Origin of the sequence: Roseomonas gilardii subsp. gilardii (genome assembly GCF_023078375.1) — a bacterium.
In the GTDB taxonomy this organism is placed as follows: domain Bacteria; phylum Pseudomonadota; class Alphaproteobacteria; order Acetobacterales; family Acetobacteraceae; genus Roseomonas; species Roseomonas gilardii.
Genome location: NZ_CP095554.1, coordinates 3,747,375 through 3,760,381, shown reverse-complemented (window position 1 = coordinate 3,760,381; position 13,007 = coordinate 3,747,375). Strand labels below are relative to the sequence as shown.

Annotated in this window: 12 protein-coding genes and 1 pseudogene; 10 read left to right on the top strand and 3 right to left on the bottom strand. The window is 72.1% G+C overall.

Annotated elements, in window-relative coordinates:
* Positions 1-10 precede the first annotated feature (10 nt).
* The 3 genes and pseudogenes from flgA to flgF form a co-directional block, all read right to left on the bottom strand.
* A complete protein-coding gene (flgA, locus tag MVG78_RS17355; RefSeq protein ID WP_247553907.1) occupies positions 11-943 on the bottom strand; it encodes a flagellar basal body P-ring formation chaperone FlgA in 933 nt (310 codons plus the stop codon).
* Positions 943-1,726: pseudogene (gene flgG / locus MVG78_RS17350) on the bottom strand (flagellar basal-body rod protein FlgG). Before flgG ends, flgA begins: the two are co-directional and overlap by 1 nt.
* Before the next feature lie 83 nt (positions 1,727-1,809).
* Complete coding sequence (gene flgF, locus MVG78_RS17345) at positions 1,810-2,547, bottom strand: flagellar basal-body rod protein FlgF (protein WP_247553905.1); 738 nt, start codon at positions 2,545-2,547, stop codon at positions 1,810-1,812.
* Positions 2,548-2,798: 251 nt separating this feature from the next.
* Here flgF and MVG78_RS17340 point away from each other — a divergent pair, with 251 nt between their 5' ends.
* The 10 genes from MVG78_RS17340 (at position 2,799) to radA (ending at position 12,994) form a co-directional block, all read left to right on the top strand.
* Positions 2,799-3,326: a flagellar basal body-associated FliL family protein gene (locus MVG78_RS17340; protein ID WP_247553903.1), complete on the top strand. Its 528-nt coding sequence runs from the start codon at positions 2,799-2,801 to the stop codon at positions 3,324-3,326.
* A complete protein-coding gene (gene fliM / locus MVG78_RS17335; RefSeq protein ID WP_247553901.1) occupies positions 3,323-4,402 on the top strand; it encodes a flagellar motor switch protein FliM in 1,080 nt (359 codons plus the stop codon). The genes MVG78_RS17340 and fliM overlap by 4 nt, the downstream gene beginning before the upstream one ends.
* An 11-nt stretch (positions 4,403-4,413) precedes the next feature.
* Positions 4,414-4,941: a DUF6468 domain-containing protein gene (locus tag MVG78_RS17330; RefSeq protein WP_247553900.1), complete on the top strand. Its 528-nt coding sequence runs from the start codon at positions 4,414-4,416 to the stop codon at positions 4,939-4,941.
* Positions 4,938-5,681 (top strand): MotE family protein, encoded by a 744-nt coding sequence (locus MVG78_RS17325; protein WP_247553898.1) that lies wholly within the window; start codon positions 4,938-4,940, stop codon positions 5,679-5,681. The genes MVG78_RS17330 and MVG78_RS17325 overlap by 4 nt, the downstream gene beginning before the upstream one ends.
* Positions 5,678-6,058 (top strand): chemotaxis response regulator CheY, encoded by a 381-nt coding sequence (locus MVG78_RS17320; RefSeq protein ID WP_247553896.1) that lies wholly within the window; start codon positions 5,678-5,680, stop codon positions 6,056-6,058. Before MVG78_RS17325 ends, MVG78_RS17320 begins: the two co-directional genes overlap by 4 nt.
* On the top strand, positions 6,051-6,635 hold the full coding sequence (locus tag MVG78_RS17315) for a protein phosphatase CheZ (RefSeq protein WP_247553894.1): 585 nt from the start codon (positions 6,051-6,053) through the stop codon (positions 6,633-6,635). The genes MVG78_RS17320 and MVG78_RS17315 overlap by 8 nt, the downstream gene beginning before the upstream one ends.
* A complete protein-coding gene (locus tag MVG78_RS17310; RefSeq protein ID WP_247553893.1) occupies positions 6,635-9,508 on the top strand; it encodes a hypothetical protein in 2,874 nt (957 codons plus the stop codon). The genes MVG78_RS17315 and MVG78_RS17310 overlap by 1 nt, the downstream gene beginning before the upstream one ends.
* Positions 9,509-9,671: 163 nt before the next feature.
* Complete coding sequence (gene speD, locus MVG78_RS17305; protein ID WP_247553891.1) at positions 9,672-10,130, top strand: adenosylmethionine decarboxylase; 459 nt, start codon at positions 9,672-9,674, stop codon at positions 10,128-10,130.
* 99 nt (positions 10,131-10,229) lie between these two features.
* Positions 10,230-11,102: a polyamine aminopropyltransferase gene (gene speE, locus MVG78_RS17300; RefSeq protein ID WP_247553889.1), complete on the top strand. Its 873-nt coding sequence runs from the start codon at positions 10,230-10,232 to the stop codon at positions 11,100-11,102.
* Positions 11,103-11,578: 476 nt separating this feature from the next.
* Positions 11,579-12,994: a DNA repair protein RadA gene (gene radA / locus MVG78_RS17295; protein WP_247553887.1), complete on the top strand. Its 1,416-nt coding sequence runs from the start codon at positions 11,579-11,581 to the stop codon at positions 12,992-12,994.
* Positions 12,995-13,007: the final 13 nt, after the last annotated feature.

Sequence of the window (13,007 nt, the reverse complement as noted above, 5' to 3'; positions counted from 1 at the left end):
ATCGTCTCCTTCACCGGGCCGGCGGGCCGATGCGGACGCGGCCCGGCCCGATGGCCTGCGCCTCCACGATCTGGCGCGAGGACAGGTTCATCACGTTCACCACCCCGTCGCGCGGCGCGGCCTCCAGCGCGCGGCCCTGGGCGGTCAGCAGCAGCCCGCCGCGTTCCACCACCATCGTCACGGTCGTGTTCTTCTCGATCATCACCGGCGCGCCGAGGTCGCGCAGGACGAAGGGCGCACCCTCCATGACCGGGCGGCGAAGCTGCTGGCCGACCACGAGCGAGGCGTCCTCGGCGAGGCCGGGGCGGAGCCGGTCGGTGCGCAGGCGCTGCACCTGCACGTCGCCGGCACGCACCACCTCGCCCAGCGCGAGGCGCCGCGTGGCGATGGCGACCGGCGCGGTGGCATGGCCGCGCCCGGCGATGCGCAGGCGCTGGGTCGGCATCCCCTCCGCCGCGACGACCAGCGTGGCGCCGAAGCGGCGGCCGTCGAGCCAGGGCTGCGCCACCTCCACCCGCACCAGGCCGGAGAGTGGCACCATGGGGGTGGCGAAACCGGGGATCTCCAACTCCATCGCCGGGTCGAGGCCCTGGGCCGACAGCGCTTCCCGCAGCGGCTCCAGCCATTCCTCGCGCGCCAGGGCACGCCCGGCCCGCTCGATCACCACGCGCTCGTCGCTGGCGAAGGGACGCCAGGAAATGCCGGCGCCGCGCGCGATGGCGAGGAGCTGCGGTGTTTCCACGATGATCCGCTGCCCCGGCGGGGGCGCCGGGCCGAGCACGCGTGCCCCGTCCGGACCGGGATCGGCGAAGATGTCGCCCAGCCGCACCACCTCGTCCTCCACCACCGCATGCGGCCGGAGGCTGGCGAGGTCGGCCTGCGCGAGGCCGGGCAGGCCGGCGAGGAGCAGCAGCGCGAGCAGGGACGGGCGGGCGGCGCGCATCACTTCAGCCGCGTCAGGGTGGAAAGCATGTCGTCGCTCGCCGTGATGACCTTGGAATTCATCTCATAGGCGCGCTGCGCGGTGATCAGGCTGGTGATCTCCTGCACCACGTTGACGTTCGAGGTCTCCACGAAGCCCTGCATGACGTTGCCGTAGCCGGGCTGCCCGGCGGCCGCGACCTGTGCCGCGCCGGAGGCCGGGGTGGCCATCAGCAGGTTGTCGCCCATCGCCTCCAGCCCCGCCTCGTTGGCGAAGACGGCGAGCTGGACCTGCCCGACATTCTGCGGCTGCTCCTGCCCCGCGATCTTGGCCAGCACCTCGCCGGTCGCGTTGATGGTGACGTCGGTGGCATTGGCCGGCACCTGGATGCCGGGGAGGACGGTGAAGCCTTCCGCCGTGACCATGGTGCCGTCGGCGGCGAGGCCGAAGGTGCCGTCGCGGGTATAGGCGGTCTCCCCCGAGGGGAGCTGCACCTGGAAGAAGCCGTTCCCCTTGATCGCCAGGTCGAACTTGTTGTCCGTCTGGTTCAGGTTGCCCTGTTCGTGGATGCGGTAGATCGCGGCGGTGCGCACGCCGAGGCCGACCTGCGCGCCCTGCGGCAGGCTGGTGCCCGTGTCGGAGCTCTGCGAGCCGACGCGGCGGACATTCTGGTAGATCAGGTCCTGGAACGGCCCGCCGGCGCTTGTAGCCGGTGGTGCTCATGTTCGCGATGTTGTTGGAGATGACCTCCACATTGGTCTGCTGGGCCATCATGCCCGTGCCGGCGGTCCAGAGCGAACGCATCGGTCAGTTCCCTTTCGCCGCGCGGGCGCGGACGGTCTTGCTGTTCGGTCGGTTCCAGGGGCGGTTCAAGGAATCGCTCCCGCTCAACGCTTCTTCAGGATGCGGTCGAGAGCGTTGCGGATCCGTTCATCCTCGCGCTCCGCGAACTGCGCGGTGAACTGGAACTCGCGTAGCTCCTCCGTCATGCGGGTCATCTCCAGGATGGGGCGGACATTGCTGCCCTCCACCGCGCCCTGGACGAGCGTCGGGCGATCCACCGCCTCGGGCGGCGTGTCGCTGGCGAAGAGGCGGTCGCCCTCAGCCTGCGGCTTCTGCCCGTCGGCGAAGCGCACGATGCGGATGCGACCCAGCTCGCCATTCTCGCTCGACACCACGCCCTCCCCGGAAATGGTGATGCGGGTGTCGTTCAGGCCGAGCTGGATCGGCTCCCCGCCCGTGCCGAGCAGGGCATTGCCGTCCGGGTCCACCACCGTGCCGTCGGCGCCCAGGGTGAAGCGGCCGGCGCGCGTGTAGCGCTCCCCCTTCTCCGTGCGGAGGACGAACATGCCCTCGCCGGAAATGGCGACGTCCAGCGGGTTGCCGGTGGTCTGCACCGGGCCGGGCGCGGTGTCGCGCCAGGAGGCACGGTCCCAGGTGAAGGCCAGCTCGCCGCCGCCGCGGGGCTCGTCCACCTGATGCTGGCGGTCGAGATACTGGGCGAAGACCGGACGCGCGGCGCGGAAGCCGGGCGTGTCCGCATTGGCCATGTTGTTGGCCAGCATCGCCGTGGTGCGCGCCTGCGCCATCAGGCGGGAGAGCGCGATATAGCCGGCATTGTCCATCCTGGCCTCCTTGCGGATGCGGCGCGTCCCGGGGCGCCGATGGGACCGTGTTCCGCAACCCGCGTGCCAGGCCGGGCGCCGCGCGGGAGGGTGGGCACGGGCCGGAAATTGCCGCCACGTCGGCAGAATCTGCCGGGTGCCGGCGAATCCCTGCCGGGGGAAAGCCTTCCTTAAGGGTTCGGGCCGCATCTTCCGCGACGCAGCAGGCGGCGCGACCCGCGGATCTTCCGGATGGAGGCGGCCAGGACGGCATGGCGAAGACCGAGAAACCCGTGGAGGCGAAGGGCGCGGGCAACCGCAGGAAGCTCCTGCTCCTGGCCCTGCCGGCGCTGCTGCTGGCGGGCGGCGCGGGGGCGTGGTTCTCCGGCCTGCTCGGCGTCGCTTCCGGCAGCGGCCATGCGGAGGCCGCGCCGAAGGAGGAGGGGGCGCAGGATGACGGCCATGGGGCCGATCGTGGCGCCGCGCCGCCAATGGCCGTGACCTATCTCGACATGCCCGAGATCATGTCCAACCTGAACGCGCCCGGCCGGCGCGGCGCCTTCATCCGGCTGCGCTCCAAGCTGGAACTGGCGCGGCCGGAGGATGCGGCGGCGGTGCAGCAGGCCATGCCGCGGCTGCTGGACCTGTTCCAGACCTATCTGCGCGAGATGCGGCCGGAGGAACTGCGCGGCAGCATCGGCACGCACCGGCTGCGCGAGGAGCTGATCGCGCGCGCCAACATCGCCGCCGCGCCGGCCCGCGTGAACGACGTGCTCTTCACCGAGATCCTGGTCCAGTGACGGGCGAGGCGGACCAGGACGATCTCGCCGCCGCCTGGGGCGCCTCCCTGGCCGAGGCCGTGGAGGGGATCGAGGAGATGGCGGCCCCGGGGCCGGATGCCGCCAAGGTGCTGAACCAGGCCGAGATCGACAGCCTGCTCGGCTTCGACCACAGGACGGAGGAGCGGCACCGCAGCGGCATCGAGCGCGTGGTGGATGCCGGGCTGGTCTCCTATGACCGGCTGCCGATGCTGGAGATCGTCTTCGACCGGCTGGTGCGGCTGCTGACCACGACGCTGCGCAACTTCACCTCGGACAATGTCGAGGTCTCGCTCGACACCATGACCTCCATGCGCTTCGGCGACTATCTCGATTCCATCCCGCTGCCGGCCATGCTGGCCGTGGTGAAGGTGAAGCAGTGGGACAACCACGCGCTGATCGTGGTGGACAGCGCCATGATCTACTCGATCGTGGACGTGCTGCTGGGCGGGCGGCGCGGCACCTCCGCGATGCGGATCGAGGGCCGCCCCTACACCACCATCGAGCGCACGCTGGTGGAGCGGCTGATCTCCGTGGTGCTCACCGATCTGGGCCATGCCTTCTCCCCGATCACCGGGGTGGAGTTCTGCTTCGAGCGGCTGGAGGTGAACCCGCGCTTCGCCGCCATCTCACGCCTGTCCAACGCCGCCGTGCTCGCGCGCATGCGGATCGAGATGGAGGATCGCGGCGGCCGGCTCGACATGATCCTGCCCTACGCGACGCTGGAGCCGGTGCGCGAGGTGCTGCTGCAGCAGTTCATGGGGGAGCGCTTCGGCCGCGACAGCATCTGGGAGAACCATCTCGCCGAGGAACTGCGCCACACGCTGGTGCGGCTCGACGTGGTGCTCGACGAGCAGACCCTGCCGCTGTCCACCATCACCGCGCTGAAGCCGGGGGACCGCATCGCGCTCAACGTCGCGCCCGGGGCGCCGGTGCGGCTGCGCTGCGGCGACGTGCCGCTTTTCGAAGGGCAGCTGGGGCGGCGGGAGAACCGGCTGGCGGTGCGGGTGGAGCATGAGCTGCGGCGTGACGGCGCCGGCATCGTGAAGATGGGGTGAGGGCCTTGGCGATGAACACGGTCGAATGGACTCTCCAGGGTGTCGTGGTGCTGCTGCTCTGCCTGGCCATTCCCTTCGTCTGGCGGCTGGACCGGCGGCTGGCCGCCCTGCGCCGCGAAAGGCCGGCGCTGGAAAGCGGCACGGCCGAGCTGGGCGAGGCGGCGCGCCGGGCGGAACGGGCGCTGGAACGCATGCGGCGCAGCACGGAGGAAGCCGATCGCGCCCTGTCGGCCACGCTGGCGCGCGCGGAGCCGCTGGGTGAGGACCTGCGCTTCCTGACCGAACGCGCCGGCCTGATGGCGGACCGGCTGGAGGCCCTGGTGCGTGAGGCGCGGCCCCTGGTGATGTCGCCCGCGACGGAGCCCGGACCCGCCGCCCCGGTGCGGACCGAAGCGCCGGCACGGGCCGATGCCCTGCCGGAGGTCGCCCTGGTGCCCGAGCGCCCGTCCGGCCATGCGGTGCCCGCCGGCAATGCCAATGACGCCCCGCGCAGCCAGGCCGAGCGCGACCTGCTGCGCGCCCTGAGGCTGGCCCGATGAGCCGGCTACGCCTCCTGCCTCTGCTGATGCTGAGCGGCGGGCTGCTGGCGGGCTGCAAGCTCCTGGCCCTGGGGCAGGCGGTGGAATGGCCGGCGGGGCTGGCCATGGGGCGTCTGGACGGCATGCTGATCGCCAGCGCCAGCGCCAGCGCCAGCGCCAGCGCCAGCGCCACCGCCTCCGCGCCGCCCAACGCCGCGCCGCCCAACGCCGCGCAGCATGGGGCCGCGCCCGCCGCGAAGGCGTCCGGACCGGCACCCACCCAGCCCACCATGCCGGCGCCGGAGCCGGACCCGGTGAGCCTCGCGGAACGGGCGGTGCTGGAAAGCCTGCGCGAGCGCCGCGGGCAGTTGGAGCAACGCGAGCAGGCGCTGACGGCGCGCGAGGCCATCCTCGCCGCGGCCGAGAGCCGGCTGAAGTCGCGCCTTGACGAGATGGCGGCGCTGCAGGCGCGGCTGGAGAAGCTGGAGCAGGCCCGCAACGCGCGCGAGGAGGCCGGCTGGCGCGGGCTGGTGAAGACCTATGAGACCATGCGGCCGCGCGACGCGGCCGCGGTGTTCGACGAGCTCGACATGCCCGTGCTCGTCCAGATCGTGGACCGGATGCGGGAGGCCAAGACCGCGCCGGTGCTGGGCGCCATGCGTCCCGACCGCGCGCGGCTCCTGACCTCCGAGCTCGCCCGCCACCGCAACCGGGCCAACGACCCCGGCGGAACCGACAACAGCCAGGATGCCAGGCGATGAACAGGAACACCAACGTGCTGATCGTCGATGACTACAAGACGATGCTGCGCATCATCCGGAACCTGCTGAAGCAGCTGGATTTCGAGAATGTCGAGGAAGCCTCCGACGGGCAGGAGGCGCTGTCGAAGCTGCGGACCGGCAATTTCGGCCTGGTGATCAGCGACTGGAACATGCAGCCGATGACGGGGCTGGACCTGCTGAAGGAGGTCCGCGCCGATGCCCGGCTGAAATCCACGCCCTTCATCATGATCACCGCCGAGAGCAAGACGGAGAACGTGATCGCGGCGAAGCAGGCGGGCGTCTCGAACTACATCGTCAAGCCCTTCAACGCCGAGACGCTGCGCGAGAAGATCGCCAAGGTGATGCAGGATGCCTGACCAGGAGCGCATCGAGCAGGCCGTGCGCAGCGTGCTCGCCAGCATCGGCGGCGACATCACCACCAACGAGATCGTGCTGCTGGCGGAGCTGGAGGCGCTGGGGCGTACCATCGCCCAGGCCAAGGCCGAGATCGCCGCCCTGCGGGTGGAGGAGATCGAGGACGAGCACATCCCGGTGGCGACCGACGAGCTGGATGCGGTGGTGGAGCATACCGCCGCCGCCACCAACGAGATCCTCGACACCTGCGAGACGCTGGAGCGCCTCGTCCCGGAGCTGCCCGCCGCGCCGGCGGCACGGATCGGCGAGGCGGTGACGCGGATCTACGAGGCCTGTTCCTTCCAGGACATCACGGGCCAGCGCATCGCCAAGGTGGTGGCGGCGCTGAAGGAGATCGAGGGACGGGTGCAGAAGATCACCCAGCGCTTCGGCCCGGCGGCCCAGGGCGGCGCGCCGATGGCCGCGCAGGACCGGGTGCCGGAGCGCACCGAGGGCGAGCGCCTGGCGCAGGGGCCGCAACTGCCGGCCGCCGCTTCGTCCCAGGCGGAGATCGACGCCCTGCTGGCGAGTTTCGACTGATGCGGGCCCCCGACCGGCAAAAGGCCGTCGCCGCGGGCCTGGCGCTCGGCGCCTCCCTGATCCTCGCCGCCCTGCCGGGGCGGGCCGAACCGGTCGCGGTGCGATCGGGCGAGCATCCGGGGATGGGGCGCCTCGTCTTCGACTGGTCCCTGCCCACGGGCTACCGCCTGGAACAGCTCGGCGGCCGGGCGATGCTGCATTTCGACAGCCCCGGCGAGTTCCGCATGCCGGCGAAGCTGCCGCGCAACGTGCTGGCCCTGCGCGGCACGGCGGATGGGGTGGAGGTGACCCTTCGCAGCGGCGCGCAGCTCCGCCCCTTCCGCCTCGGGGAGCGCATCGTCCTCGACGTGCTCGATCCGCCGGCCCCCCGGAAGCCGGAGGCGAAGGCCCCGGCACGCCCGGTCCGCGAGGCTGCGACGCGGGAGGCCAGGAACCACGGGCCTTCCCTTCCCGGGCGCCGGAACGGGCCGGAGGGCACCGGGCCGCTCGCCCAGGTTCCGGCCCTACCGCCCTTGGCCCCGGGTCCGGCGGCAGCGCCCATGCCGGACCAGCCCGTATCGCCACCTCCCGCCCCCACGGCGTCCGTTGCTGAAGCCCCAAAGGCCGAACCGCCCGCGCCGGCCCCCTCCGCCGGCCTGCCGGTGCGTGTCCTCGCGCCCCCCGGGGAGGCGCGGGTCCTCGCCCTGCCACTTCCGGCCGAGGCGGGCCTGGCGGTGCTGCGGCGGGGCAATCTGCTGCTGGTGGTGTCGGATCTCGCCCAGCCCCTGGATCTGTCCGCCCTGCGCGACGATCCGGTCTTCGGTTCCGCCGATCTGCTGCCCTTTCCGGAAGCCACGGTGCTGCGCCTCCGCCTCGCCCCTCCCGCCGCGCTGCGGGCGAGGCGGGAGGGGGAGCGCTGGCTGCTGGAGCCGGTCTCCGCGCTGCCACAGGCCCGCTCGATCCGTGCCGGGCAGGAGGACGGGATGCTGGTGCTGCGCGCCGCCGCGCCGGGCCGCGTGGTGGCCCTGCCGGACCCGGAAACGGGCCTGCCGCTGCTGGTGGGCACGGTGCGGGAGCCGGATCAGATGATGCCGCAGGCGCGCCGGCTGCCGCAGGCCGAACTGCTGCCGACCACGCTGGGTGCGGCCCTGCTCGCGCGGGGCGATGCGGTGGATTTCCGGTCCGGCGCCGGCCGTTTCCTGCTTTCGGGTGCCGGGGAAAGCGCGGCGGGGGCGGAAGCGCCCGCCGCCGATGCGCGCGGGATGACGCGTCTCTTCGACCTGCCGGCCCTGGACGCGGCGGCGCTGTCCGAGCGCCTGCGGGCGCAGCAGGCCGGGATCGCGGCGGCCACGCCGCTCCAGCGCGCTCCGCTGCGCCGGGCTGCCGCGGAAACGCTGCTTTCGCTCGGACAGGCGCAGGAGGCACAGGCCATGCTGCGCCTGGCGTTCCAGGAGGACCCGCAGGCGGGCCTCGATCCGGTGCTGCGGGCATTGCAGGGCGCGGCGGCGCTGCTCGGTGGCCGCCTGGGGGAGGCGGGGGCGCTGGAGGACCCCACTCTGGCCAGAACCGACGAAACGGCGCTCTGGCAGGGGCTGCTGCGCGGCGCGCGAGGGGAGGGGCGGGAGGCCGCCCCCGGCATCGCCGCATCCGTGCCGGTGCTGCTGTCCTATCCGCCACCGCTGCGGTCGCGGCTGCTGGCTCCGGCGGTGGAGGCCCTGCTGGCGGGCGGCGAGCGGGCAGCGGCGCGGCGGCTCCTCGATGCCGGGGAGGCCGCGCCAGCCCTGGCGGAGCTGCGCGGGCGGCTGGCCGAGGCGGAAGGGCGGCGGGACGAGGCTCTGGCCGCCTATGAGGCAGCGATGCGGGGCCGCGACCGGCCGGCGCGCGCCCGGGCCATCCGCCAGGCCGTGGAACTGCGCCTGTCGGGTGGGCAGATCGATGCCGGCGCCGCGGCGGATACGCTGGAGGAAGCGCTCTACAGTTGGCGCGGCGAAAGCGAGGAACTGGCGGCGCGGCAGCGGATCGCCGCCCTGCGGCAACAGGCCGGGAATGGCCGCGCCGCGCTGGCCATGTTGCAGGAAACCGCGCGCCTCTTTCCCGATCGGGGGAGCGCGCTGCGCCCGCTCATGCGGCAGGCGCTGGCCACGGCACTGGAGAAGGAGGCGCCGGTGGCCGCCATCGCGCTGGCGGATGCTCATCCGGATCTGCTGGCCGCCGATCCGGATCAGGGCCGGCTGCTACTGGGGCTCGCGGATCGTCTGGTGGCGCTCGACCTGCCCGCGCGCGCGGCGGAACTTCTCCAGCGTGGCATGGTCGGCGCTTCGGGAGAGGCGCGTGCGCGTCTGGGGCTGCGCCTCGCCGGCCTGCGCCTGGAAGGCGGCGATATCGCCGGTGCCGCGGCGGCGCTGCCGGATGGCAAGGCACAGACCCTGCCGCCGGATCTGGAGCGGGAACGGAAGCTGCTGTCCGCCCGGCTGCTGGCGCGGCAGGGCAGGGAGGATGATGCCGTGGCCTTGTTGCGCGGCCTGGGCAGCGATGGAGCGGAGCCGCTCGCCGAGATCCTCGCCGGGCGCCATGACTGGTCCGGTGCTTCCGAAGCCTTGGCCGCGCTAGCGGCGGCGGGTGAAGGGGAGATGGACGATACGCGGCGTCAGTTGCTCCTCCGTGCCGCCGCCTATGCGGTGCTTTCGGGCGATGCCCAGCGCCTGGGCGGCCTGCGCGCGCGCTGGGCAGCGAAGCTGGGCGATGGGAAATTGGCTCAGGATTTCAATGCCCTGACCCTCGATCCGGTGCAGGGGATGGCGGACCTGCCAAGGTTGCAGCGCGAACTGAACCTTTTCCGGGGATTTTCCGGTCGGCTGGATGACTTGCGGGCCGATGCGGGGGCGGCGCGTTGAGCGTCGTGCGCGGCGCGGGGGAGGGCCGCATTTTTTTCGGCCCGTGAGGTCCCGATTTCACTTGCCCCCCACCCCCCTATGGGCCATATGCGCGCTCCGCAACAACTGACCTGATCGGCGCTGCCGGCTCACAGGTCGTCTTCTGGTGGAACAGGGGGCCGATATGGACGCTCTTACCGCTCCGCTGGGGATGGTCTCGGAATTTCCGAGCGACGCCCAGGGAAACTTCTCCTCCGGCGCCGATGAGGCAAAGGATTACTTCGTCGAGAAGGATGGTGTCCGCTTCGCGGGCACGCACCTGATCATCGACCTGTGGGGCGCGACGAATCTCGACGATCCGGCGCATATCGACGACGTGCTGCGCGAGGCCGCGATCGCCACGGGCGCCACGATCCTGCACGGGCACTTCCACCACTTCCAGCCCAACGGCGGCGTGTCCGGCGTGCTGGTCCTGGCGGAGAGCCATGTGTCGATCCACACCTGGCCGGAAAAGGCTTTCGCCGCGCTCGACATCTTCGTCTGCGGCGTCTGCGATCCCTACAAGGCGATCCCGGTGCTGAAGAAGGGCTTCCTGCCGGAGCGCGTGCAACTCGGCGAGCATCGCCGCGGCATCTCCGTCTGACGCCAAAGCGTCACGTGCGATGACCGGGGGCGGGCCCTAGGGTCCGCCCTCTCTCTTTGCGGAAACCTTTCCGAAGCTTTTTTGGGCGAGGGATTCGAGATGACGACCGATTCCTGGGTGAACGAGACCCTCTACTCCGACTGGGGCCAGCGCTTCCGCGTGAAGCGTGAGCTGGCGCGCGTGCAGTCGGACTTCCAGGACATCATGATCTTCGAGTCCGACAGCCATGGCCGCGTCATGCTGCTCGACGGCGTGACGCAGATCACCGAGATGGACGAGTTCGTCTATCAGGAGATGCTGGCCCATGTGCCGCTGCTGGCGCATGGCGATGCGCGGCGCGTGCTGATCATCGGCGCCGGCGACGGCGGCGTGCTGCGCCGCGTGCTGCAGCACCGCAATGTCGAGAAGGCCGTGATGGTCGAGATCGACGGCGAGGTGATCCGTCTGGCCAAGGAGTTCCTGCCGAAGATCGCCGGCGATGCCTGGAATGACCCGCGCGCCGAGGTGATCGTCGGCGACGGCATCGACTATGTGCGCAAGGCGCCGGCCGGTTCCTTCGACGTGGTGATCGTGGACAGCACCGACCCGATCGGCGTCGGCGAGGTCCTCTTCACCGACGAATTCTATGCCAACACCGCGCGCCTGCTGTCGGATCGCGGGTTGGTGGTGAACCAGTGCGGCGTGCCGATCATGCAGGCCGACGAGCTGCGCGAGACGAGCCTGCGCCGCGGCAAGGTCTTCGCCGATGTCTGGGCCTATGTCGCCGCGGTGCCGACCTATGTCGGCGGCTACATGACGCTCGGCTGGTCCGCCAAGGACCCGGCGACGCGCCATGCGACGGTGGAGCAGTTGCGTGAGCGCGCGGAGAAGGCCGGCATCCTCGGCCAGACCCGCTACTGGACGCCCGAGATTCAGGCCGGCGCCTTCCACCTGCCGCCCTATATCGCGGAGCATCTGCCCGCCAAGGGCTGACGCTTCCGGCTGGCTGCCGCCTTCCACCGGTTCCGCCGTGGCGGCGCGCCCTTGCCGGGTCGCGCCGTCCTTTCGGGACGCGGGGAGGCGGCGGCCGCTTCCCCTCCGGCCGTCACCGTTCCACCGGCCCCGCCGCGACCGCCCTCCCTCCGAGGCGTGTGGTCCTTTCGGGGCGCGGGGCGGTGACGGCCGCTTTCCCCTGATGACGGACGGCTCTCCGGCCGTCGCGCTCCACCGGTCCCGCCGTGGCCGCGCCCCCGTTTCCGGGGTTGCGCCGCCCTTTCGGGACGCGGCGACGCGGCGGCCGGTTTCCCTTCGGCCGCCGCCTGTCACCGGCCCCGCCGTGGCCGCCCTCCCTCCGGGAGGCGCGCGGCCCTTTCGGGGCACGGGACGGCGGCGGCCGCTCTCGTTTTCCGGGGCGCGCAGGGCTATATGTTCCCGAATAGTTCCTGTTTTCGGGATCGGAGTCCCCCGCCTTGGCCAAGCCCGTCACCCGCTATGTCTGTCAGTCCTGCGGCACGCCTCATCCGAAATGGCAGGGCAAGTGCGAGGGCTGCGGCGAGTGGAACACGCTGGTCGAGGAAACGGTGGAGGCCCGCTCCCCCGGGCCGGCCGGGCGCACCGCCGGCGGGCGGCGGGTGGAGTTCGTCGGGCTGAAGGGCCGTTCCGCCCCGCCGGCGCGGACGGCGGTGGGTATCGCGGAGCTGGACCGTGTGCTGGGCGGCGGCTTCGTGCCGGGCTCGGTGGTGCTGGTGGGCGGCGATCCGGGCATCGGCAAGTCCACGCTGCTGCTGCAGGCGGCGGCGCGCGTCGCGCAGGGCAGGCGCACCCTCTACATCTCGGGCGAGGAGGCGGTGGAGCAGGTGCGGCTGCGCGCCCTGCGCCTGGGCGTGGCGGAGGCGCCGATGGGCCTCGCCGCCGCCGGCAATCTCCGCGACATCGTGGCGAGCCTGAAGGATGAGCGCGATATCGGGCTGGTGGTGATCGATTCCATCCAGACCGTCTGGCTCGACAGCCTCGACAGCGCGCCCGGCACGGTGAGCCAGGTGCGCGCCTGCGCGGCGGAACTCTCGCGCCTGGCCAAGTCGCGCGGCTTCGCGCTGGTGCTGGTCGGGCATGTGACCAAGGAAGGCACGCTGGCCGGGCCGCGCGTGCTGGAGCACATGGTGGATGCCACGCTCTATTTCGAAGGCGATCGCGGCCACCAGTTCCGCATCCTGCGCGCGGTGAAGAACCGCTTCGGCGCCACGGACGAGATCGGCGTCTTCGAGATGACCGAGGCCGGGCTGATGGAGGTGCCGAACCCCTCCGCGCTCTTCCTGGCGGAACGTCGCGGCAATGTCTCCGGCTCCGCCGTCTTCGCCGGGCTGGAAGGCACGCGGCCGGTGCTGGTGGAGGTTCAGGCGCTGCTCTCGCCCTCCAATGGCGGCTCGCCCCGGCGGCAGGTGGTGGGCTGGGATTCCGGGCGGCTTTCCATGCTGCTCGCCGTGCTGGAAAGCCGCTGCGGGCTGAGCGTCGGGCAGAACGACGTCTATCTGAACATCGCCGGGGGCCTGCGCATCACCGAGCCGGCGGCGGACCTCGCCGTGGCGGCGGCGCTGGCCTCGGCGGCGACGGACCAGCCGAGCAGCCCGGGCATGGTCTATTTCGGCGAGGTCGGCCTGTCCGGGGAGATCCGGCAGGTGGCGCAGATGGAGACGCGGCTACGCGAGGCGCACAAGCTCGGCTTCGACGCCGCCACCCTGCCGCGCCGCGTGGCGCGCGGCGGCCGGGCGCTCAGCGCGCCGGAAGGGCTGCGGCTGGTGGAGAACGGGCATCTGGTGGACCTGGTGGCCGAATTCGCGGCAGGGGCGCGCCCGCGCGCGAAAAAGGCGGCCGCCGGGACGGAGTGAGGCCCTCGCCAAG

Coding starts and splice junctions, on each gene's coding strand:
- MVG78_RS17325 (WP_247553898.1), top strand. CDS start 4,938: ATGAGCCGGCTACGCCTCCTGCCTCTGCTGATGCTGAGCGGCGGGCTG.
- speD (WP_247553891.1), top strand. CDS start 9,672: ATGGACGCTCTTACCGCTCCGCTGGGGATGGTCTCGGAATTTCCGAGC.
- flgA (WP_247553907.1), bottom strand. CDS start 943: ATGCGCGCCGCCCGCCCGTCCCTGCTCGCGCTGCTGCTCCTCGCCGGC.
- MVG78_RS17340 (WP_247553903.1), top strand. CDS start 2,799: ATGGCGAAGACCGAGAAACCCGTGGAGGCGAAGGGCGCGGGCAACCGC.
- flgF (WP_247553905.1), bottom strand. CDS start 2,547: ATGGACAATGCCGGCTATATCGCGCTCTCCCGCCTGATGGCGCAGGCG.
- speE (WP_247553889.1), top strand. CDS start 10,230: ATGACGACCGATTCCTGGGTGAACGAGACCCTCTACTCCGACTGGGGC.
- MVG78_RS17330 (WP_247553900.1), top strand. CDS start 4,414: ATGAACACGGTCGAATGGACTCTCCAGGGTGTCGTGGTGCTGCTGCTC.
- MVG78_RS17315 (WP_247553894.1), top strand. CDS start 6,051: ATGCCTGACCAGGAGCGCATCGAGCAGGCCGTGCGCAGCGTGCTCGCC.
- MVG78_RS17310 (WP_247553893.1), top strand. CDS start 6,635: ATGCGGGCCCCCGACCGGCAAAAGGCCGTCGCCGCGGGCCTGGCGCTC.
- MVG78_RS17320 (WP_247553896.1), top strand. CDS start 5,678: ATGAACAGGAACACCAACGTGCTGATCGTCGATGACTACAAGACGATG.